At 59.6% G+C, this 19,619-nt stretch carries 22 protein-coding genes; 10 read left to right on the top strand and 12 right to left on the bottom strand.

Going from position 1 to position 19,619, the window contains the following annotated elements:
* Positions 1–22: 22 nt before the first annotated feature.
* From H9Q16_RS03570 to H9Q16_RS03550, 5 genes are all read right to left on the bottom strand, one after another.
* The gene (locus H9Q16_RS03570; protein ID WP_191073985.1) at positions 23–2,443 is read right to left on the bottom strand and encodes a xanthine dehydrogenase family protein molybdopterin-binding subunit; all 2,421 of its coding nucleotides are present in this window, start codon (positions 2,441–2,443) and stop codon (positions 23–25) included.
* 65 nt (positions 2,444–2,508) lie between these two features.
* On the bottom strand, positions 2,509–2,838 hold the full coding sequence (locus H9Q16_RS03565) for a VOC family protein (protein ID WP_191073984.1): 330 nt from the start codon (positions 2,836–2,838) through the stop codon (positions 2,509–2,511).
* Positions 2,839–3,324, bottom strand: coding sequence for a (2Fe-2S)-binding protein (locus H9Q16_RS03560; RefSeq protein WP_191073983.1), 486 nt, complete (start codon positions 3,322–3,324; stop codon positions 2,839–2,841). It lies immediately after the preceding gene.
* A gap of 153 nt (positions 3,325–3,477) precedes the next feature.
* A complete protein-coding gene (locus H9Q16_RS03555; protein ID WP_191073982.1) occupies positions 3,478–4,467 on the bottom strand; it encodes a molybdopterin-binding protein in 990 nt (329 codons plus the stop codon).
* On the bottom strand, positions 4,464–5,432 hold the full coding sequence (locus H9Q16_RS03550; RefSeq protein ID WP_191073981.1) for an XdhC family protein: 969 nt from the start codon (positions 5,430–5,432) through the stop codon (positions 4,464–4,466). Before H9Q16_RS03550 ends, H9Q16_RS03555 begins: the two co-directional genes overlap by 4 nt.
* Positions 5,433–5,664: 232 nt before the next feature.
* Between H9Q16_RS03550 and H9Q16_RS03545 the strand changes: the two genes are divergently transcribed.
* The 3 genes from H9Q16_RS03545 to grxD are packed head-to-tail and all read left to right on the top strand — an operon-like array spanning position 5,665 to position 6,607.
* The gene (locus H9Q16_RS03545) at positions 5,665–5,901 is read left to right on the top strand and encodes a BolA family protein (protein WP_191073980.1); all 237 of its coding nucleotides are present in this window, start codon (positions 5,665–5,667) and stop codon (positions 5,899–5,901) included.
* A complete protein-coding gene (locus H9Q16_RS03540; RefSeq protein WP_191073979.1) occupies positions 5,901–6,248 on the top strand; it encodes a hypothetical protein in 348 nt (115 codons plus the stop codon). Before H9Q16_RS03545 ends, H9Q16_RS03540 begins: the two co-directional genes overlap by 1 nt.
* Positions 6,245–6,607, top strand: a complete 363-nt coding sequence (gene grxD, locus H9Q16_RS03535; RefSeq protein WP_191073978.1) for a Grx4 family monothiol glutaredoxin — start codon at positions 6,245–6,247, stop codon at positions 6,605–6,607. Before H9Q16_RS03540 ends, grxD begins: the two co-directional genes overlap by 4 nt.
* 199 nt (positions 6,608–6,806) lie before the next feature.
* On the opposite strand, the gene H9Q16_RS03530 is transcribed toward grxD, so the two are convergent.
* Both H9Q16_RS03530 and H9Q16_RS03525 read right to left on the bottom strand, forming a co-directional pair.
* Positions 6,807–7,196, bottom strand: a complete 390-nt coding sequence (locus H9Q16_RS03530; protein WP_191073977.1) for a cell division protein ZapA — start codon at positions 7,194–7,196, stop codon at positions 6,807–6,809.
* Positions 7,196–7,693, bottom strand: coding sequence for a hypothetical protein (locus H9Q16_RS03525; protein WP_191073976.1), 498 nt, complete (start codon positions 7,691–7,693; stop codon positions 7,196–7,198). Before H9Q16_RS03525 ends, H9Q16_RS03530 begins: the two co-directional genes overlap by 1 nt.
* A 259-nt stretch (positions 7,694–7,952) precedes the next feature.
* On the opposite strand from H9Q16_RS03525, the gene tkt reads away from it, so the two are divergent.
* The gene (gene tkt / locus H9Q16_RS03520; RefSeq protein ID WP_191073975.1) at positions 7,953–9,971 is read left to right on the top strand and encodes a transketolase; all 2,019 of its coding nucleotides are present in this window, start codon (positions 7,953–7,955) and stop codon (positions 9,969–9,971) included.
* A gap of 215 nt (positions 9,972–10,186) precedes the next feature.
* Positions 10,187–10,375 (top strand): hypothetical protein, encoded by a 189-nt coding sequence (locus tag H9Q16_RS03515; protein ID WP_191073974.1) that lies wholly within the window; start codon positions 10,187–10,189, stop codon positions 10,373–10,375.
* A gap of 2 nt (positions 10,376–10,377) precedes the next feature.
* On the opposite strand, the gene H9Q16_RS03510 is transcribed toward H9Q16_RS03515, so the two are convergent.
* Entirely contained in the window at positions 10,378–11,358 is a 981-nt protein-coding gene (locus tag H9Q16_RS03510) for a DUF808 domain-containing protein (protein WP_191073973.1), read from the bottom strand.
* 183 nt (positions 11,359–11,541) lie between these two features.
* Between H9Q16_RS03510 and gap (H9Q16_RS03505) the strand changes: the two genes are divergently transcribed.
* The 3 genes from gap (H9Q16_RS03505) to gap (H9Q16_RS03495) all read left to right on the top strand — a co-directional run bounded on the left by gap (H9Q16_RS03505) (position 11,542) and on the right by gap (H9Q16_RS03495) (position 13,890).
* Positions 11,542–12,549, top strand: a complete 1,008-nt coding sequence (gap, locus tag H9Q16_RS03505; protein WP_191073972.1) for a type I glyceraldehyde-3-phosphate dehydrogenase — start codon at positions 11,542–11,544, stop codon at positions 12,547–12,549.
* A gap of 78 nt (positions 12,550–12,627) precedes the next feature.
* Positions 12,628–12,771 (top strand): hypothetical protein, encoded by a 144-nt coding sequence (locus H9Q16_RS03500; RefSeq protein ID WP_191073971.1) that lies wholly within the window; start codon positions 12,628–12,630, stop codon positions 12,769–12,771.
* Positions 12,772–12,891: 120 nt separating this feature from the next.
* On the top strand, positions 12,892–13,890 hold the full coding sequence (gene gap / locus H9Q16_RS03495; protein WP_191073970.1) for a type I glyceraldehyde-3-phosphate dehydrogenase: 999 nt from the start codon (positions 12,892–12,894) through the stop codon (positions 13,888–13,890).
* Between the two features lie 23 nt (positions 13,891–13,913).
* Here gap (H9Q16_RS03495) and H9Q16_RS03490 read toward each other — a convergent pair whose 3' ends face one another.
* The 4 genes from H9Q16_RS03490 to H9Q16_RS03475 all read right to left on the bottom strand — a co-directional run bounded on the left by H9Q16_RS03490 (position 13,914) and on the right by H9Q16_RS03475 (position 16,705).
* Complete coding sequence (locus tag H9Q16_RS03490; protein WP_191073969.1) at positions 13,914–14,723, bottom strand: alpha/beta hydrolase; 810 nt, start codon at positions 14,721–14,723, stop codon at positions 13,914–13,916.
* Entirely contained in the window at positions 14,720–15,211 is a 492-nt protein-coding gene (gene coaD, locus H9Q16_RS03485; protein WP_191073968.1) for a pantetheine-phosphate adenylyltransferase, read from the bottom strand. Before coaD ends, H9Q16_RS03490 begins: the two co-directional genes overlap by 4 nt.
* A 98-nt stretch (positions 15,212–15,309) precedes the next feature.
* Complete coding sequence (locus H9Q16_RS03480) at positions 15,310–15,744, bottom strand: CBS domain-containing protein (RefSeq protein ID WP_191073967.1); 435 nt, start codon at positions 15,742–15,744, stop codon at positions 15,310–15,312.
* A gap of 64 nt (positions 15,745–15,808) precedes the next feature.
* Entirely contained in the window at positions 15,809–16,705 is an 897-nt protein-coding gene (locus H9Q16_RS03475) for a LysR substrate-binding domain-containing protein (protein ID WP_191073966.1), read from the bottom strand.
* A 150-nt stretch (positions 16,706–16,855) separates the two neighbouring features.
* On the opposite strand from H9Q16_RS03475, the gene H9Q16_RS03470 reads away from it, so the two are divergent.
* Together H9Q16_RS03470 and H9Q16_RS03465 are read left to right on the top strand one after the other, a co-directional pair.
* A complete protein-coding gene (locus tag H9Q16_RS03470; protein WP_191073965.1) occupies positions 16,856–18,355 on the top strand; it encodes a CoA-acylating methylmalonate-semialdehyde dehydrogenase in 1,500 nt (499 codons plus the stop codon).
* A gap of 104 nt (positions 18,356–18,459) precedes the next feature.
* Entirely contained in the window at positions 18,460–19,557 is a 1,098-nt protein-coding gene (locus H9Q16_RS03465) for a carboxylate-amine ligase (RefSeq protein WP_191073964.1), read from the top strand.
* Positions 19,558–19,619 lie beyond the last annotated feature (62 nt).

Here is a 19,619-nt window from a genome sequence, read left to right as displayed (position 1 = left end):
GGCAGAGCCCCGAAATCCCGCTTTATCCATTATGCTTGGCATTCGCGGCGACAACGCCAACGGCCTTCTTGGCCGCATCCCCGCCATGCATCGCAGCCCAGACCCTGTTCGGAGACACCGGCATGTCGATATGCGCCACATCATGTCCGCCGGACCGCAGCGCATCCAGCACCGCATTGACCACAGACGGCGGAGAGCCAATGGCCCCGGCCTCACCACAGCCCTTTACCCCCAGAGGGTTGTGCGTACAGGGGGTCTGGCACGAATGATCCACCTGATACATCGGCAGGTCAGATGATCGCGGCATGGCGTAATCCATATAAGACGCGCTCAGCAATTGACCGTCGTCGTCATACACGCAGGATTCCATCAGCGCCTGACCGATCCCCTGCGCCAATCCACCATGAACCTGGCCCGAGACGATCATCGGATTGATCACATTCCCGAAATCATCCGCCGCAGCAAATCTTTCGATTGTCACCTCGCCGGTATCCGGGTCCACCTCGACCTCACAGGCATAGGCCCCGGCGGGATAGGTAAAGTTGGCCGGATCATAAAACGCGGTCTCTTCCAGTCCGGGTTCCAGATCCTCAAGCGGATAGTTGTGCGGCACATAGGCGGCAAGCGTCACATCACCCCAGGCGACGGATTTGTCCGTGCCTGCCACGCTGAACGCCCCATCCTTAAGCTCGATGTCCCCTTCTGAGGCTTCCAGCAGATGGCTCGCTATCTTCTTGGCTTTGGCGATGATCTTTTCCGTTGCCCGCACCATGGCAGAACCGCCCACGGCAATCGAGCGGGACCCATATGTGCCCATGCCCATAGGCGTGTTGGCAGTGTCACCATGGACGATTTCGATCATGTTTTCATCGATACCGATCATCTCGGCGACCACTTGCGCAAAAGACGTCTCGTGCCCCTGCCCATGGCTGTGAGAGCCGGTCATGACCACCAGTCCACCTGTGGCATTCACGCGCACAGTGGCAGATTCGTACAGACCCGCTCGTGCGCCCAACTGACCCACAAGGTTCGAAGGCGCGATGCCGCAGGCCTCGATATAGGCGTTGACGCCGAAACCGCGCAGTTTGCCGTTGGCTTCGCTCTCTTTGCGACGGGCATCAAAGCCCGCCCGGTCTGCCATCTCCTCCAGTTTGTCCATCGTGGCGTTATAATCACCGGTGTCGTATTCCACTGCCACGGGAGTGGCATAAGGGAATTCGGTGATAAAGTTCTGCCGCCGCAGGGCAATCGGATCGACACCCAACTCATGCGCAGCCTTGTCGACCAGCCGCTCCAGCTGGAATGTGGCTTCGGGCCGGCCAGCGCCGCGATAGGCATCCACCGGCACGGTGTTGGTAAACACTGCCTTTACGTTCACGTAGATGAGCGGCGTCTTGTAGTTCCCCGCCATCAGCGTGCCGTGCAACCATGTTGGGACCGATGGGGCAAAGGTCGACAGATAGGCCCCCATGTTGGCATAGGTATCGGTGCGCAAAGCGGTAAAGTTGTTGTCGCCGTCCAGGGCCAGTTCGATCTTGGTCACGTGATCGCGACCATGCGCATCCGACATGAACGCCTCGGCGCGACTGGATGTCCATTTGACCGGACGATTGCACGCCTTGGCCGCAAAGGTGCAGAACGCCTCTTCCTGATAGTGGAAAATCTTGGTGCCGAACCCGCCGCCCACGTCGGGGGCAACGACACGCAGTTTGTGCTCCGGAATGCCAAGCACAAATGCGCCCATCAACAGGCGGATCACATGGGGGTTCTGCGACGTTGTATAGAGTGTGCTGTTGTCCGTGCCACGGGCATAGTCGCCAACTGCGACACGCGGCTCCATCGGGTTGGCAACCAGCCGGTTGTTGACCAGCTCCAGCGAGGTGACATGCGCGGCGTCTTCAAATGCCTTGGTCACCGCGTCCTTGTTTTCTTCGACAAAACCCCAGTCATAGCACAGGTTGCTGGTCAGATCGTCATGGACCTTGGTGGCCCCGTCCTTGACCGCATCCTTCATGTTCACGACCGCAGGGAGCTCTGCGATATCGACCACGATTGCCTCTGCCGCGTCCCGCGCCTGTTCGGGGCTCTCGGCAACCACGGCGGCTATCGGCTCGCCCACATGGCGCACCTTTCCCTGCGCCAGGATCGGGTGCGCGGGTTCCTGCATTGGCTCGCCGTGCTTGTCCGTTACCTGCCAGCCGCAAGGTATGCCGCCAACGCCTTCAAAATCGGCACCGGTAAAGATGCGCACAACACCGGCCATGCCGGCTGCCGCATCTACATCCACGCTGGTGAGCGTGCCGTGTGCAATATCCGAGCGTAGGAAATGCACATAAGCTTGCCCGCGAATATTGATATCATCGGTATAATTTCCGACCCCTGTCAGAAACCGTACGTCCTCGCGCCGCTTGCTGCTGGCGCCAATTCCGCCGTCCTTTGGCATTGGTATTCCTCCCTATGATGGTGCACAGCAACTGCGCACACTGTGTTGGTCCCGCGTCTGGCGGGTTATTCCTGATGCAATCCGAACCGCACGCCTTGCGGATCGGTGCAGGTGGCAAACCGGCCATAGCCGGGGGCGTCAGCGATCTCTCCCATCAACGCGCCCCCTGCGGATTTGACCTTGGCAACCGCCACTTCGATGTTTTCAACGCTCAGATACGGCACCATGCAGGGGGTTCCCTCTTGGTGCATGCCGACCTTGCGCGTGCCATCTGTAAAATGTCCGCCCCGACCACCTGGCATCTCCTCCCAGGTCCAGCCCATGACCGCCTCGAAAAAGGCGGTGGTACTGGCGGTATCGGACGTACCGATCTCAATGAAGTCGGGCGTAGACATCTATTCGGCGGCTAAAGCAGCGACATCTTGGCCAGAGGCGGCCATGATCGCCTTCACGATGTTATGATAGCCCGTACAGCGGCAGATGTTGCCATCCAGATAGTGACGCACCTCGGCCTCGGTGGGCTTGGGGTTGTCCTTGAGAAGCGCTGCGGCTGACATCACCATGCCCGGCGTGCAGAACCCGCACTGAAGGCCATGATGGTCCTGAAAGGCCTGCTGGATCACATTAAGAGAGCCATCTGCATTGGCCTGCCCTTCGATGGTTGCGACCTCAGCCCCGTCCGCTTCGATAGCAAACATGGTGCAGGCCTTTACAGCTTCGCCATTCACATGGACCACGCAGGCCCCGCACTGGCTGGTGTCACAGCCCACGTGGGTCCCGGTGAGCCCCATATCCTCGCGCAAGAACTGAACCAGCAGCGTACGACCTTCGACTTCCCCGGACGCAGCTTTCCCGTTCACGGTCATTGAGACCTGTGTCATGATTTCCTCCCTTTTATATTCGCGTTTGGAGAGAGTTAAGCACGCGCCACGCCGCTTGAGAACCGGAAAAATGTGTAAACCCGGCAGTTTGGCAGTATCGTGCATGATCAATGCGGCGCGACGTCTGGCGGCGCGTCCGCTTTTGCCCCGGTCTTATCTGCCGCGGCGTGGTTGCGGGCGGGATGGAATTTCCTTGAGCAATCCGCCGACGCCCATGCCTGCAATGTCTCTCGCAGTGACCGGGATCCCGCACACCACACGGCTTAGCACCCAGTCCGCCCCATTCAGCGCAGGCGAGCGCGCACATCCCGGCAGTCCAATAACCGGCGTGGCCTTAACTGTGCCCAGAAACAAAAGGTTACCAGGATCGACCGGCATGCCGAAACGCTCTACCTGACCACCCGCCATGCGAAGCGCCGTGGGGGCCACATCGTCGGGGTCAGACGTCGCTGACCCGGTGAGGATCAGCACCAGATCACTGCGCGCGGCGGATATGGCGTGCGCCAGCGCCTTTTTCTCATGGGGGATCATCACGACATCCGCCAGCGTCACATTCAGCGCCTCAAGGCGCCCTTCTATGGCAGCGCGCCCCTTGTCGCCTGCGCCGCCGTCAATCTCGGTAATGATCAGTGTCGCCGTGCGCAAAACCGGAGGACGCAACGTGATCGCCCCCCCGCCCGCTGCCGCGCAGGCCACTTGCAACGCGTCGCGCGGCACCCCGTAAGAGATAATCTTGATCGTCGCAATCATCCCGCCCTCGCTGAGTTGCTGCAGATCGGGCACCGTCGCAATGGTGATCATGGGGTGCACCGCGTTGACCGCCTCAAGGGCGGGTACATCCAGCATCACCACACCGCTTGATTGTGCCAGCAGGTTCACCCGACCGGTGAATGGCGGGCCCAGCCTGATCCCATCGGCGTGACCGGCCACGGCCTGGGCAAGCTGCAAGGCGGCATGATTCTCACTTACGTCATCCGTTCCCAGAATGGCGACGATGACATCATCATGCCCTGCGGCAGCAAGAGCCTCCACATCTTCAATCGTCAATCGATGGCCCTTGCGCAAACGTCCCTCAGGCAACGCCACGGAATGGGCCAGGATCGCGTCGACAGCCTCAGCGACAGGGTGAGGACCGAATTTCATCCCTGCCTCAGAACCTGAAGAATTTGCGCAAGGATCGAGACCGCGATTTCCGCAGGACCTGACGCGCCGATGTTCAGACCGACCGGCCCATGAATGCGCGCGATATTCTCTTCAGAAACACCCGCAGCGCGCAAGCGTTCGATGCGTTTGGCGTGAGTGCGCGTACTGCCCAGTGCCCCGATGTAAAACGTGTCGGATTGCACTGCGGCATGGATGGCAGGATCGTCCAGCTTTGGGTCATGTGTCAGCAAAACAAGTGCGGTCCGCAGATCGAGACCCAGATCCTTGAGTGCCACATCCGGCCAATCGTTGATCAGACGGGTGTCAGGGAACCGCGCCGGTGACCCGAACGCCTCTCGCGGGTCGATGACGATGGTGTCAAACCCCGCGGTGCGGGCCATGACCACCAGCGCCTGCGCGATGTGCACGCCGCCCACAATCGCAAGGCGCAGCGGCGGGTTATGAACGGCAATAAAAGTACTCCCATCTTCCGTCACACCTGACCGATCCATGCGATGGCGATCTTCATGACCTTCGTAGGCCAGCGCGCGCGCACTACCGTCCAGTGCAACCTCATAGGCGACGGCCACGCGCGCGGCCCGCGCTGCAACCAGATCACGCAGCATGTCGACCGGCATCCCCTGTGGACCAACAGGTTCCACCAGAATGCGGATGGTGCCGCCACACGCCAGCCCAACGGCAAAGGCATCGCCGTCACTGACGCCGTACTCCAGGACGCGCGTACCACCATCCTCAAGAACTTCCATGGCTTCAACCACCACGGCCCCTTCGACACAGCCACCTGAGACAGAGCCCTGCATCTCCCCTTTGCCGGATACGACCAATTGCGCGCCGACGCGGCGCGGTGCGGACCCCCAGGTCTCGATTACCGTGGCCAGAGCAGCGCCCTGCCCGACCTCAACCCAGGCCAGAGCCTGCTCCGATTCACCCATGGCTTTTGTCATGATGCATCAATCCTCTGGCTCAAATCAGCCTATCCGTGGTCACAAGGGTGACGGAGCGATGACCAATTGCCAAGCGGAAACGCCGGGCCATTGTGTGCCAGCTCTGCAATGCTGCATTTGCTCTGACAAACCAGATGAATTCGTGGGGCCCACAGCGCCTGTCAGCGCTTGCACAGAACGCCGTCGCCCACTACATCTGCACCAATACCCCTTTTGTGACGGACCGCATATCATGCCCATGCAAGCCCAAGAAATCGAAGACCTTCTGCGTCAAAGTTTTCCTGACGCCCAGATCACCGTGGAAGGCAGCGATGGGGTGCACATGGCGGCCATGGTGGTGGATGAAAGTTTCCGGGGCAAGAACCGGGTGCAGCAACAGCGCGCGGTCTATGCCGCCCTCAAAGGCAAGATGGACGGGGCTAATGGCGATTTGCACGCGCTGGCGCTGACCACGCGCGTCCCGGACTGATGCCGCTTTGGGGCTGGATACTCTGCGCCGGGATCGGCGCTGTGGTGGCGATCAGCGTTGCGCAGTATCGCACCCACAGCCGAACGTACCGCCCCCTTACAAGCCGCCAGCCCGCCCGCCGCGCAACCCCCGACACGCCGCTGGGCATGGAGGCCATGGATATAGCCGCCGTGAACAAAGTGACCCGTCGCAACGAGGCGCTGGAGCGCGGCCATACCAACTGGACGCGCAAGTCCAGCACGCAGACCGATGTCGCGGAAACCGATATCCAGCCATTGGCTGATGATGAAACCTATGCCACGCGGTTCCACGCCGCTTTCATGAAAAACAAAGGACGTGAGCAATGAGCGACGCTGCAACACAAATCAAAGAGACGATCCAGGCCAATGACGTGGTGCTTTACATGAAAGGCACCAAGGAAATGCCCCAGTGCGGGTTCTCCAGCCGTGTGGCCGGTGTGCTGAACTACATGGGCGTCGAATTTGCCGACGTGAATGTTCTGTCTGACGAGGTAATCCGACAAGGGATCAAGGATTTTTCTGACTGGCCCACCATTCCGCAGCTGTATGTGAAAGGTGAATTCGTGGGGGGATGTGACATCATCACCGAAATGACCCTGTCGGGAGAGTTGGACACGCTTTTTGATGAGAACCAGGTGACCTATGACAAGGACGCCGCAGACAAAATTCGTGAAGCGAACGGTTGATCATAACGGAATGTCGGCGACCACTACGGCACAAGGCTGATGCGATCCGGGTGCGGCTTAGCGCCACCCGGATTTGATTGATCATGCACACAGAATGGTGAACGCGCCGGATCGTTTTGGTGCGGCGCGTTTTCTTTGAAAGAAAACGGTCGGACTTTTCACAAAAAGTCCGCGCCCGATTGGGATCACAGCATCGGCCTTAGCCGGCCTTTTCTTCAACCTCAGCGGCCAGCGCCTCTGCGCGCGCCGCGACCTCGGCCAGCGTGTCCGTCACCGACTGCGGTACAACGGGCACTTCGATCCGTTCCGGTTCGACCGCCGCGTTGCGCAGGCCTGCCAGCTCTGCCTCGCGTTCGGCCAACTCGGCCCGCACTTCGGATATCTTGTCCTCGACGCTAGCGGTTTTGTCGGCAAGCAGCAGACCCGCCATCAACAGCATCCGCGACTCCGGCATCCGGCCCACCTGATCGGAGAGCACCTGTGCCTCGTCATCAAGCATCTTGGCTGCGGTGTGCAAATAGACCTCTTCGCCCTCCTGGCAGGCGACATCGAATTGGCGTCCGCCGATGTTAATTTGTACTTCGGGCATCAGGCGTCCTCCTCTGAGATGTGTTCCGGTGCGCGACCTGCCCCGTCAACCAAGGGGGTCAGGGCAGAAAGGATCGCGCTGGATTCCGCAATATCGACGGCTCTGGCTGCGCGCAGCCCCTCAAGCTCGGCCAGCATCGCCTGATTGATTGCGTCAGAATCGCCGACCCCTTCGGCGTTCGCGGCGCGCAGATCAGCGCAGGCCTGAATCAATTGCTGGTTGGCCCGACGCACCCGCTGCAGTTCTATATCAAATTGCGCCATGCGCGCTTCGCTTTCCTCGACCTGGGCGCGCATATCGGCCATCTCGACGTCGGACTTGGTTTTCAGCGCGCGGACCCGCGCAGTCAGTTGGGCGTTGGCCGTGCGTTCGTCCTCCAGGGCTTGCACCATCTCAGGGTCCGGCCCTGCAGATGCGCCACCGAGACGGTCCACGCCCTGGGCGATACGGTCCATGGCTGCGGTGATACGACCTTGCAATTCGTCTATGTTACTCATGACCTCTGAGGTCCCCCATGCATCTTTTTTCGAGCCGTCCTACCGCGCTTTACGAATCGCTTTGGAGCGGCATTTGGTCTGATCCTACCCAAAGACCTATCCAAATGCGCCCCCCCTTTCAATTCAGCATCTTGGGCGGCGAAGTTGATCCTACGCCACCCGTGGCGGACGCGTACCAACCCACTTTGGCTTGAACTTTCGGAGTTGGCTGGTATGCGTGGGCAAAATCTGCTTTGCCCTATAAGGACACCTGCGCCCCATGGATCTCACTGCCCTCGCCTCTGCCCATCCCGATCACTGGTCCAAGGCCACTGGCATCCGCGCACTCACGCTAGACGCGGTTGCGGCTGCAAACTCTGGCCATTCCGGGATGCCGATGGGCATGGCCGATGTGGCAACTGTCCTTTTTGAAAAGCACCTGAAGTTTGATGCTGCCAACCCGCTTTGGCCCGACCGCGACCGGTTCATCCTGTCGGCGGGTCACGGATCGATGCTGCTCTATGCGCTGTTGCATTTGACGGGCGACACCCAGTTCCCCATTGAAGAGCTCAAGAATTTCCGCCAGATGGGTGCCCGCACGGCCGGTCACCCGGAAAATTTCCTTGCCGATGCCATCGAGACAACCACAGGTCCGCTGGGACAGGGCATCGCGAACGCGGTTGGTTTCGCCATGGCCGAGGAAATCCTGCGCGCGCACTATGGCAAGAAGGTCGTCGATCACCACACCTATGTGATCGCCGGAGACGGTTGCCTGATGGAAGGGGTCAGCCAGGAAGCGATCACGCTGGCCGGGCGGCATGACCTGAGCAAGCTGATTGTGATGTGGGACAACAACAACATCACCATCGATGGCCCTGTCACCCTGTCCGATCACACCGACCAGGTGGCACGTTTTCAGGCAGCGCAGTGGCACACGATCGAGATCGACGGGCACAACCCCGATGAAATCGACGCGGCCCTCACCGAGGCCCGGAAATCCGACAAACCCACAATGATCGCCTGCAAGACCCATATCGCCCTTGGGCACGCGGCTCAGGATACCTCCAAGGGACACGGTGCCTTGACCGACCCTGAGCAACTGATCGCGGCAAAAGAGGCCTATGGCTGGAAAACCGGCCCGTTCGAGATACCCCAGGACGTGAAATCAGCTTGGGAAGAAATCGGCAAGCGTGGTGTCGCTGACCGCGAAGCCTGGGAAGAGCGATTTGACACTCTGCCCCGATCCAAGCGCGAGACCTTCAACCGCGCGCTGGCGCTCGACGCCCCCAGAAAGCTGAGCGCCACCGTCAAGGCGTTCAAACGCCAGATGTCAGAGGCCGCACCAAAGCTTGCCACGCGTGCGAGTTCCGAAAAAGTGCTTGAGGTGCTGAACCCGGTTTTGCCCGAGACAGTTGGCGGGTCGGCCGACCTGACCGGCTCCAACAACACCAAGACAGCGGATCTGGGCGTCTTTGACACCGACAACCGCAAGGGTCGCTATATATACTGGGGCATCCGAGAACACGGTATGGCCTCTGCGATGAACGGGATGGCACTGCATGGCGGCATCCGCCCCTACGGCGGCACATTCATGTGTTTTACAGATTATGCGCGTCCTGCCATGCGTCTGGCCGCCCTGATGAAAGTGCCGACCGTCTTTGTCATGACGCATGACAGCATCGGTTTGGGCGAAGATGGCCCCACGCACCAGCCGGTTGAGCATCTGGCCATCAGCCGCGCGACACCAAACACCTATGTTTTCCGCCCCTGCGACACGGTTGAAACGGCGGAAAGCTGGGAACTGGCGCTGACGATGAAGGAAAGCCCTTCCGTCCTGTCCTTGACGCGGCAGGGGCTGCCACATCAACGCCACGAGCACAAGAACACGAACCTGACAGCCAGGGGTGCCTATGTGCTGGCGGATGCCGAAGGGTCCAAGCGGCGGGTGATCCTGATCGCCAGCGGATCCGAAGTACATGTGGCCATGGCCGCGCGCGAGCAGCTGCAAGCTGAGGGAATTGGCGTGCGCGTCGTGTCGATGCCCTGCATGGAATTGTTTGCAGAGCAGGATGATGCCTATCGCAAGCGCGTTCTGCCCGGCGGATCTGTGCGTGTCGGCATTGAGGCGGGTGTCCGTCAGGGCTGGGACCGGTGGCTGCTGGGGGAACGCGGCAAATTTGGCAAGGCCGATTTCGTCGGCATGGACCGCTTTGGCGCCTCGGCGCCTGCTGAGGAACTGTTCGACAAATTCGGATTTACCGCAGAGAATCTGGCCGCCAAGGCAAAAGCCTTGCTCTGACAAGACCCACCAATTCCTTGTGGCATTTCTTGAGGATCAGGCGGCGGGTGAGGTGCCCGGCGCCGGTCGCGCACTGATCGGTGTGTCTATCTGCAGTTCGGTTGGCCCGATCGTCGGATGGGCTGATACATGCCTACGGTAGCAATTCTGATATTTACGGTGTGAAGTGCGCCCGACATAACCTATGGTTGCAGATAGCAATTCGGGAGGGTGCGATGATGGTCGCCTATATCATCGGTGCAACGGGTTTCGCAGCGATCTGCAGCATCGTCTGTTTTCTTCTGGGCGCCTCAATGTCGGGTGTCCTTGCAGCCTATGTCGTGTCGGGTCAGGCCGCATTGCTCAGCCTCGTGGCGGTCACTGCCTGCCGACGCGACTGCCTCAGGGCAGTCGGTCGCCGCTGACGTCAGGCGGCTTGCACATCACGATGAAAGATACCCCGCCATAGGGGCGTGATGATCTTTTCTCCGACAGGGATCAGCAACAGGCCAATCACAAGCCCAAGAACACCGTCCATTGCCGCAGTCGCCAGCCACTCTGTCGCGCCCTCTATGGTGGCTGGCACCAGATGTGCGACCCAGACAGCGATGTCGTGAATAGTGTCATACGGCAGCGAAAAGCCCATTTCCTTGGCGCCGTGCAGGATGATCGACCCCCCGACCCAGAGCATCGCTGCCGTGCCGACAATCGTCAGTAGCTTCAGAAACCCCGGCATGCCTTTGACAATGCCGCGACCCAGCGAGCGTGTCAGCCCCAGCCGACCTTTCTTTGACATCACAAGACCGATGTCATCCATCTTGACGATAAGCGCCACCGAACCGTAGACCGCGACGGTGATCATGATGGCAACAGCGGCAAGGGTTGCCGCCTCCATCCAGAAATTGCTGGGCGGGATGGCGGCCAGCGCAATGGTCATAATCTCTGCGGAAAGAATAAAGTCTGTCTTGATGGCACCTGCGGCTTTCTTCTCTTCGAGATGCGCGGGGTCTTCGATGGTTTCCGCCTCGCCGGGGTAATCAGCGTGGCCATCGCTGAGGCCAAGCGCATGGGCCACCTTCTCCGCCCCTTCAAAACAAAGGTAGGCACCGCCCAGCATCAAAAGCGGCGGGATCAGCCAGGGGGCAAAATTGGCAAGCAACAGCCCGGCAGGCAGCAGGAACACCAACTTGTTGCGCAAACTGCCTTTGGTGATGCGCCAGATGATTGGCAGTTCGCGGCTGGCCTCGAACCCTTGCACATACTTTGGCGTGACCGCCGCATCATCGATGACCGCCCCTGCGGCTTTGGACCCGGCTTTCGCAGCCTGCCCGATGACATCATCAATCGATGAGGCCGCGACCTTGGCGATAGAGGCCACATCATCAAGAAGTGCAATCAGGCCGCTCATGTCCGTTCCTTTCAAAGCTTACAGGACACCTAGCGTGTGCACCGCGTCAGGCAAGGGATCACCTTTACCGCTAACATCGACGTTTAACGCTAACATACCGAAATACGGCGGATTTTCCTCTTTCGCCCGGAGCATGCAGGCGGATATAGAGCGACCATTCGGGGCAGCCAGAGGGACAGACAAATGGTTATCAAAGTCGGGATCAACGGGTTTGGGCGCATCGGGCGCTGCACGCTTAGCCACATCGCAGCCTCGGGCCGGGACGATATCGAGGTGGTCAAGATCAACGCGACGGGGCCACTTTCGACCGCCGCGCATCTGATCAAATACGATTCCGTTCATGGCCGCTTTCCCAATGAGATCACCGTGGATCCGAACGAGGCCTACATCAACTTGGGCCGCAACGATATCGAGGTGATGTCAACCTACGCCCTCGAAGATCTGGACTGGAGTGGCTGTGACGTGGTGCTGGAATGCACCGGCAAGTTCAACGATGGCAACAAGGCGAACGTCCATATTGAGAACGGCGCGAAACGGGTTCTTTTGTCAGCGCCGGGCAAAAACGTCGACCGCACCGTGGTCTACGGTGTGAACCACGACACGCTTCAGGCCTCGGATCGGATGATTTCGAACGGGTCGTGTACCACAAACTGTCTTGCCCCCATGGCCAAGGTCATGCACGAGGCCATCGGCATTGAAAGCGGCCTGATGACCACGATCCACAGCTACACAGGCGATCAGCCCACGCTGGATCGCCGGCACAAGGATCTCTACCGCGCGCGCGCTGCGGCTATGGCGATTATCCCGACGTCGACAGGCGCGGCCAAAGCCCTGGGCGAAGTGCTCCCGGCGCTTAAGGGCAAGCTGGACGGCACCGCGATGCGCGTGCCGACACCCAATGTCTCTGCTGTTGATCTGACCTTTACGGCGTCGCGCGATGTAACGGTTGAAGAGGTGAACGCCGCCGCAAAAGCTGCGGCCGAGGGCCCGATGAAGGGCGTGCTGGGGTATGATCCCGAGCAGAAGGTCAGCATCGACTTTAACCATACCGAAGAGAGCTGCATTTTTGCCCCGGATCAGACCATCGTCGTCGCGGGTCGCACAGTGCGGGTACTGGGCTGGTACGACAATGAATGGGCGTTTTCGGTGCGCATGGCGGACGTGGCTGTGGCAATGGGCAACATGGGCTGAGGGACCGCAGGCGCGCGCTTGCGCGCAGCCTCTGCCCCTGCCATATCGGGGCACGCCCATCGGAGACGCCTACGCCAAATGACCAACCGTATTGCCCTTGCCCTCGGCTTTCTGGTGATCGCAGCCCTGGTGGTGGACGTATCCCTTTACGGAACGCAGCACCTGATCTTTCTCAGCAAGAAGATGCTGGAGCTGATCGAGTGGATCGCGTTCTGGCGCTGAGCCCAGTCTGCTGAAAAGACAGCACTGGCAGCAATTGTATCGGTACGCATTCGCCGTTGACACGCATTGATCAACGCGCATTTCTGGGGTCATCCGAAATTTGATCAAAAGGGTATCGTGATGACCATCAAGCTTGGGATCAACGGCTTTGGACGCATCGGGCGCAACGTGCTGCGCGCCCTTATGGATCGCGCGGACAGTGATCTTGAGGTTGTGGCGATCAACGATCTGGCCCCGCTGGAAACCAACGCGCACCTCTTTGAATTCGATTCCGTGCACGGGCGATATGGCCATCCCGTCACATTGGGGAACGACACCATTGACGTTGGTCGTGGCCCGATCCGCGTGACAGCTGAGCGCGAACCGGATCGGCTGCCTTGGGCCGATGTGGACATCGCGCTTGAATGTACCGGCTTTTTCCGGTCCCCGGAAAAGGCCGCACTGCACCACAAGAACGGCTCAGGGAAGGTGCTGATATCTGCCCCTGGCAAGGCCGATGTGAAAACCATCGTCTATGGTGTGAACCACCATCTGATCGAAGCCACCGATACCATCATCAGCAATGCATCATGTACCACCAATTGCCTGGTGCCTGTGGCCCATGTCCTGCACGAAGCCTTCGGTATCATCCGTGGCCATATGACCACCGTGCACAGCTATACCGGCAGCCAGCCTGTCCACGACCGCGCCCACAAGGACCTCTACCGTGCCCGCGCTGCGGCCCTGTCGATGATCCCGACCACCACAGGTGCCGCGGGGACAATGGGGCGCGTGCTGCCACAGCTTGACGGGCTGATCACCGGCACCGCGATCCGTGTCCCGACACCCAACGTGTCCTGCGTGGATCTTGTGGTGGAAACCGAAAAAACCACGACAGAGGCAGAAGTGAACGCGGCTTTCGAAGCTGCTGTCGGTTCGTTGCACGGTGTGCTGGGGGTGACCGACCGCAAACTGGTGTCGATGGATTTCAACCACGACCCCCGCAGCGCAATATTTGCCAGCGACCAAACGGCCATTCAGCAGGGCAATCTGATCCGCGTGCTGGCCTGGTACGACAACGAATGGGGCTTTTCCAACCGGATGCTTGACACGGCAGAGGCGATGGCCGCGGCCCAATAGCGACCGGGTGTGGGGACTGCCCGTCAGCGCAGTCCGAAGATAAAGTTGTCGATGCGCGTCTGGTGTTCCGGAAAGGACATCATATCCCCATGTCGCGCACCCTGCAGCGCCCCGAATGTCAGTGGCACACCGGCGTCCTCAAAATGTCCCACCAACCGCATCCCGCTCACAAAAGGAATGACGCGATCCCCCGTGCCGTGCTGCACCAGCACTGGCGCGCGCACCATCGGTGCGTCGCGGTCCGTGCGCCAGCGTTGAACAGGCAGCAGACAGGCCGGCAGCCCCGACCGCTTTGCCATCAGCCGGCAAAGCGCATCGAAAGGCGCTGACAGGATCACACCATCAACCGCGCGGCGCGCAGCCACATGCACAGCCAGTCCCGTTCCTAACGAATATCCCTGCACAACCAGCGGCGCATCGGGATAAAGCGCCCGGACATGATCTGCGACTGCCAGCGCATCGCGCTTCAGTGTTCTTTCCGAGGATTGCCCGGGAACGCCACCTGCACCGCGAAACGTCATGCCAACTACTGTCCGGTCTCGCGACACGTGATGCGCTAGCATGGGTTCGAAATAGACAAGGGACCCTACATTTCCCATGAAGTAGAGAACAACCGGGGCGCCCTTTCGCCCCTCGGAAAGTTGAATTTCAATTGGTTCCGCGCCCTGCACCTGCACCAGTCGAGCCTCAAACTCAGGCGCGGAAAACCGATCTGAGCGAAACGGATACAGAATCCGGGGGTGCAGCCAGATCATCAGCCCGGCATAAAGTAAAGCAGCGCAAATGAGGGCGATGATCGCCTTGTCGAAACGGTATCGCCTGCGCCGCGTCAACCGAAACGGGCCAACAGGGCCTTGTTCACGCGCGGGGTGACGAATTTGCTCACATCGCCGTTTAGTCGGGCAATTTCCTTGACCAGCTTGCTCGCAATTGCCTGATGTTGGGCTTCGGCCATCAGGAATACGGTCTCAATACTGTCGTCCAGCTGCCGGTTCATCCCCACCATCTGATACTCATATTCGAAATCGGCGACCGCACGCAGCCCGCGGACAATCATTTGTGCACCAACGTCACGGGCGCAATCGATCAGCAGGTTCTCAAAGGGATGCACGTCAACTTCGATCCCGGTCTGGGCAGCCAGTTCGGCACATTCCGCCGTGATCATCGCCACCCGTTCTTCCAGATCAAAGAGCGGCCCCTTGTCGCGATTGATCGCAACACCGATGACCAACTTGTCCACCAGGGTGGCTGCGCGTCGAATGATATCGATATGACCAAGGGTGATCGGGTCGAAAGTGCCGGGATAAAGGCCAATACGCATGGGCCGCGCTCCTGCTGAGAAGTTTGGGACAGGTCAACATGTGTGCCAATGGCATGCAAGCCGATTGGAGGGTCATTCGGTCAGGCTGAACTGCGGGTTCAATGTCCCATGATCATGCCTTCAAGCGCGTTTTTCTCCATCGCCAACTCTGTCAGGCGCGCCTTGACGACGTCACCAAGCGAAATCAGGCCAACCATTTCACCGTTCTCCAACACAGGCATGTGCCGAAAACGGCCGTCGGTCATCTTCTGGAGAACCTGATCCGCACGATCATCCGACCCGCAGGTCACCAGCTTGGTGGTCATCATGGATTCGACCGTGTGTGTCAGGCACCCGGCGCCCTGACGGCCAAGTTCCCGCACAATGTCGCGCTCTGAAAGGATCCCATTCGGTGTTTTCCCGTCCTTGGAGATCACCAGGGTGCCGATGCGTTTTTCCGACAACATCCTCGCAGCGGCTGAAATCAACATGTCTGGCGGAGAGGTGACCACCGCATCATCCGACTTTGACTTCAGAATTTGAGACACCAGCATGGACAGCTCTCCTTTTTGTGAACATCCCCCGGACCCTTAGCGTCCACCGGATAGCCGTTTGATGTCAAGCTTTTGCCTCCAGCGTCGCCACTTCTGCGCGCAATCCGCTGCTCAGCGCGTCGGCAAACAGCCGCAATCGCCGGTTCCGGCGGTCGTCCGCGTGGCGGATCAGATAAAAGGCGCGGCGCAGGCTGACAGCCTGCGTCATCACACGCCGAACACCCGGCGCCTGCGGCAATGCAAAGTCGTGGGTCACGCCAATTCCGGCGCCCTGCCGGATCATCTGCAGCTGAACTGACACCGAATTGGACGCAAGCGGCACCCGGTCAATGCCGATGTCCGTCAGGTAATCCAGCTCGCGGTCAAAGATCATATCAGGGATATAGCCCACCACGCGATGGCCCCGCAGATCCTCAAGAGAATTCAAAGGATCATGCGCCGCCAGATAACTCTCTGCGGCGGCAAGGTGCAGACGATAGTCGGTGATTTTCTGCACAATCAGGCGACCTGCGGTTGGCGCGCTGACCCCGATCGCCATATCCGCTTCGCGGCGCGACAGGTTGAAGACGCGCGGCAAGGCGACGATCTGAACATCAAGCGCAGGGTTCTTTGCAACGATCCGTGCACAAACCTGCGGCAGCAGATAATTTGCACAGCCATCCGGCGCCCCGATACGGATCTGACCCCGCAATTGGTCACTTTGCTCTTCCATGCCTGCGGTCGCCCGGCGCATCGCCTGTTCGGCTGCCTCGGCGCGCTCCAGCAACTGCGCCCCGGCATCGGTCAGCGCATATCCTTGCGGTGACTTGACGAATAAGACAGCCCCAAGTGTTTTTTCCAACCGCCCGACCCGCCTGCCAAGCGTAGCCGGATCCAATCGCAGCACGCGGCCTGCGCCGCTCAGGCTTTGTTCCCGCGCGACCGCCAGAAAAAGCCGCAAATCATCCCAATTGTGCTCCACCTGAGTGTTTCACCCTTTCATAAATACCTCAGCGCACCGTCGATACACCGCGCATGCTTTGCAATTTTGCAAAACTACTTTGCCAAACTGCCCCTTTTCCCCACGTTTTTGCAAGCCTATCCTGCATCCAAACTCAAAGGGAGACGATCCATGCAAGAACTCACCCATTATATCAATGGCGCCCACGTCAAAGGCACATCCGGGCGCTTTGCTGATGTCATGAACCCGGCCACCGGCGAAGTGCAGGCAAAGGTCCCGCTGGCCAATGGCGACGAGATGGATCAGGCCGTCGCCTACGCCACTGCGGCCCAGCCCGCCTGGGCTGCCACCAATCCGCAGCGCCGCGCACGGGTCATGATGAAATTCGTCGATCTTCTCAACCGGGACATGGACAAACTTGCCGAAGCCCTCAGCCGTGAGCATGGCAAGACCTTGCCCGATGCCGCAGGCGACGTGCAGCGCGGCTTGGAAGTGGTTGAATACTGCATCGGTGCGCCGCAGCTTCTGAAAGGTGAATACACCGATTCAGCAGGCCCTGGCATTGATATGTATTCCATGCGCCAGGCCCTTGGGGTAACGGCTGGAATAACCCCTTTCAACTTTCCCGCGATGATCCCGATGTGGATGTTTGCGCCTGCGATTGCCTGCGGCAATGCCTTTATCCTCAAACCGTCTGAGCGTGATCCCTCTGTGCCACTGATGCTGGCCGAACTGATGGAAGAAGCAGGGTTGCCAAAGGGCATTCTTCAGGTCGTCAACGGCGATAAGGAAGCGGTCGATGCGATTCTTCATCACGACGTGATCCAGTCCATCGGGTTTGTCGGCTCGACCCCGATTGCCGAATACATTTACGCCACCGGATGCGCGCAGGGTAAGCGCGTGCAGTGTTTCGGCGGGGCCAAGAACCACATGATCGTTATGCCTGATGCGGATATGGATCAGGCGGCAGATGCGCTGGTCGGGGCTGGCTACGGGGCCGCGGGCGAACGCTGCATGGCAATTTCCGTCGCGGTTCCTGTGGGCGACGAAACCGCAGATCGGCTGATCGAAAAACTGGTGCCGCGCATCGAAAAGCTCAAGGTCGGCCCCTACACCGCTGGCAACGACGTGGACTACGGCCCTGTTGTCACCGCAGCGGCAAAGGCCAATATCGAACGTCTGGTGCAAACCGGCATCGATCAGGGTGCCGATCTGGTGGTCGATGGCCGCGACTTCAGCCTGCAGGGCTACGAGGAGGGTTATTTCGTCGGCCCGCATCTCTTCGACAAAGCCACCAAGGACATGGACATCTACAAGCACGAAATCTTCGGCCCTGTCCTGACCTGCGTACGTGCACAGACCTACGAAGAGGCAATTGGCCTTGCCATGGACCACGAATACGGCAATGGCACCGCGATCTTTACGCGCGACGGAGACGCGGCACGTGACTTTGCCAACCGTATCAATATCGGCATGGTCGGTATCAACGTGCCCATCCCTGTTCCGCTTGCGTACCATACCTTTGGCGGCTGGAAAAAATCGGTCTTTGGCGACCTGAACCAACACGGGCCGGATGCCTTCAAATTCTACACCCGGACCAAAACCGTGACCGCGCGCTGGCCTTCGGGCATCAAGGAAGGTGGCGAATTCTCGATCCCCGTCATGGAATAGGCTTTCGGCCATTCTGAAACGCAGGGTGGGCGATACGCCCACCTTGCGCTACCTTCCTGATCAGGGCCGCGCTTTTCAGCCGGTTCTGCGGGGAGGGACGTGTCATGCAAGACAAATTTACCATCGGCATCGAAGAAGAATACCTGATGGTTGACCGTGACAGCCTTGCGCTGGCACCGATGCCCGACGGTTTGATGGCGGCCTGTCAGGGTGAGCTGCAGGATCAGGTCAGTCCCGAGTTTCTCAAATGCCAGATCGAGGTCGGCACCTGCGTGTGCGAAACGGTGCAAGAGGCGCGCGCAGACCTCAAACGCCTTCGCAGCACGATCAGCAAACATGCCGCCGACCACAACCTTGCCCCCATTGCTGTGTCCTGCCATCCGTTTTCGGATTGGAAACACCAGACCTTCACCGAAAAAGACCGCTACGCCACCCTCGAGAAAGAGCTTGAAGGCGTCGCGCGCAGGATGCTGATCTGCGGAATGCATGTTCACGTCGGGATCGAAGAACAGAACCTGCGCATCGACCTGATGCCACAACTCGCCTATTTCCTGCCCCACCTGCTGGCACTGTCCACGTCCTCGCCCTTCTGGCAGGGCGATGACACCGGGCTTGCCTCATACCGGCTGTCGGTCTTTGACAATATGCCGCGCACCGGTTTGCCGCCCATCTTTGCCAGCTGGGGCGAATATGAACGCACCACCGGGACGCTCATTGATCTGGGCGTCATCGAAGACACGACCAAGATCTGGTGGGATCTACGCCCCTCCGACCACTACCCGACCCTTGAAACCCGTATCTTCGACGTCCAGCCACGGATGGAGGATGCCCTTGCGCTGGCAGGGCTCTTGCAAGCCATCACCCGGATGCTGATGCGCCTGCGCGACCGCAATCTGCGCTGGCGGGAATATGACCGGTTCCTGATTTCCGAAAATCGCTGGCGGGCGCAACGCTACGGGGTGACCGAGGGGCTGATCGACTTCGGTGAGAAAAAGATCCGACCCTTCGATGATCTGCTCAATGAACTGATCATGTTGCTGGCCGAAGACGCCGAAGCGCTTGGCGTGCTTGATGATATCACCCGTCTGCGTGACACGGTGGCGCATGGCACCAGCGCCACACGCCAGCGGGCGGTCTTCAAGGAAGGTGGACAAGAAGCGGTCGTGCGCCACCTGATCGACGAATTTCACGCCGATCTTTGAGGCTTGCAAAACTCTTGCAAAGATTGGAATTTAACGTGCGTTCAAATAATTCAGGCCAAAGG

This window comes from Sulfitobacter aestuariivivens (assembly GCF_014763045.1).
Classification (GTDB): Bacteria; Pseudomonadota; Alphaproteobacteria; order Rhodobacterales; family Rhodobacteraceae; genus Sulfitobacter; species Sulfitobacter aestuariivivens.
This window is presented reverse-complemented; position numbering and strand designations above follow the sequence as displayed.

What these genes read in the sequence shown, in the direction of transcription:
- tkt (WP_191073975.1), top strand. Translation starts at nt 7,953, where the DNA reads ATGGATCTCACTGCCCTCGCCTCTGCCCATCCCGATCACTGGTCCAAG.
- H9Q16_RS03550 (WP_191073981.1), bottom strand. Translation starts at nt 5,432, where the DNA reads ATGACAAAAGCCATGGGTGAATCGGAGCAGGCTCTGGCCTGGGTTGAG.
- H9Q16_RS03560 (WP_191073983.1), bottom strand. Translation starts at nt 3,324, where the DNA reads ATGACACAGGTCTCAATGACCGTGAACGGGAAAGCTGCGTCCGGGGAA.
- H9Q16_RS03525 (WP_191073976.1), bottom strand. Translation starts at nt 7,693, where the DNA reads ATGAGTAACATAGACGAATTGCAAGGTCGTATCACCGCAGCCATGGAC.
- H9Q16_RS03555 (WP_191073982.1), bottom strand. Translation starts at nt 4,467, where the DNA reads ATGAAATTCGGTCCTCACCCTGTCGCTGAGGCTGTCGACGCGATCCTG.
- grxD (WP_191073978.1), top strand. Translation starts at nt 6,245, where the DNA reads ATGAGCGACGCTGCAACACAAATCAAAGAGACGATCCAGGCCAATGAC.
- H9Q16_RS03570 (WP_191073985.1), bottom strand. Translation starts at nt 2,443, where the DNA reads ATGCCAAAGGACGGCGGAATTGGCGCCAGCAGCAAGCGGCGCGAGGAC.
- H9Q16_RS03510 (WP_191073973.1), bottom strand. Translation starts at nt 11,358, where the DNA reads ATGAGCGGCCTGATTGCACTTCTTGATGATGTGGCCTCTATCGCCAAG.
- coaD (WP_191073968.1), bottom strand. Translation starts at nt 15,211, where the DNA reads ATGCGTATTGGCCTTTATCCCGGCACTTTCGACCCGATCACCCTTGGT.
- gap (WP_191073972.1), top strand. Translation starts at nt 11,542, where the DNA reads ATGGTTATCAAAGTCGGGATCAACGGGTTTGGGCGCATCGGGCGCTGC.
- H9Q16_RS03565 (WP_191073984.1), bottom strand. Translation starts at nt 2,838, where the DNA reads ATGTCTACGCCCGACTTCATTGAGATCGGTACGTCCGATACCGCCAGT.
- H9Q16_RS03480 (WP_191073967.1), bottom strand. Translation starts at nt 15,744, where the DNA reads ATGCTGGTGTCTCAAATTCTGAAGTCAAAGTCGGATGATGCGGTGGTC.
- H9Q16_RS03500 (WP_191073971.1), top strand. Translation starts at nt 12,628, where the DNA reads ATGACCAACCGTATTGCCCTTGCCCTCGGCTTTCTGGTGATCGCAGCC.
- H9Q16_RS03545 (WP_191073980.1), top strand. Translation starts at nt 5,665, where the DNA reads ATGCCCATGCAAGCCCAAGAAATCGAAGACCTTCTGCGTCAAAGTTTT.
- H9Q16_RS03470 (WP_191073965.1), top strand. Translation starts at nt 16,856, where the DNA reads ATGCAAGAACTCACCCATTATATCAATGGCGCCCACGTCAAAGGCACA.
- H9Q16_RS03515 (WP_191073974.1), top strand. Translation starts at nt 10,187, where the DNA reads ATGATGGTCGCCTATATCATCGGTGCAACGGGTTTCGCAGCGATCTGC.
- H9Q16_RS03540 (WP_191073979.1), top strand. Translation starts at nt 5,901, where the DNA reads ATGCCGCTTTGGGGCTGGATACTCTGCGCCGGGATCGGCGCTGTGGTG.
- H9Q16_RS03465 (WP_191073964.1), top strand. Translation starts at nt 18,460, where the DNA reads ATGCAAGACAAATTTACCATCGGCATCGAAGAAGAATACCTGATGGTT.
- H9Q16_RS03530 (WP_191073977.1), bottom strand. Translation starts at nt 7,196, where the DNA reads ATGCCCGAAGTACAAATTAACATCGGCGGACGCCAATTCGATGTCGCC.
- gap (WP_191073970.1), top strand. Translation starts at nt 12,892, where the DNA reads ATGACCATCAAGCTTGGGATCAACGGCTTTGGACGCATCGGGCGCAAC.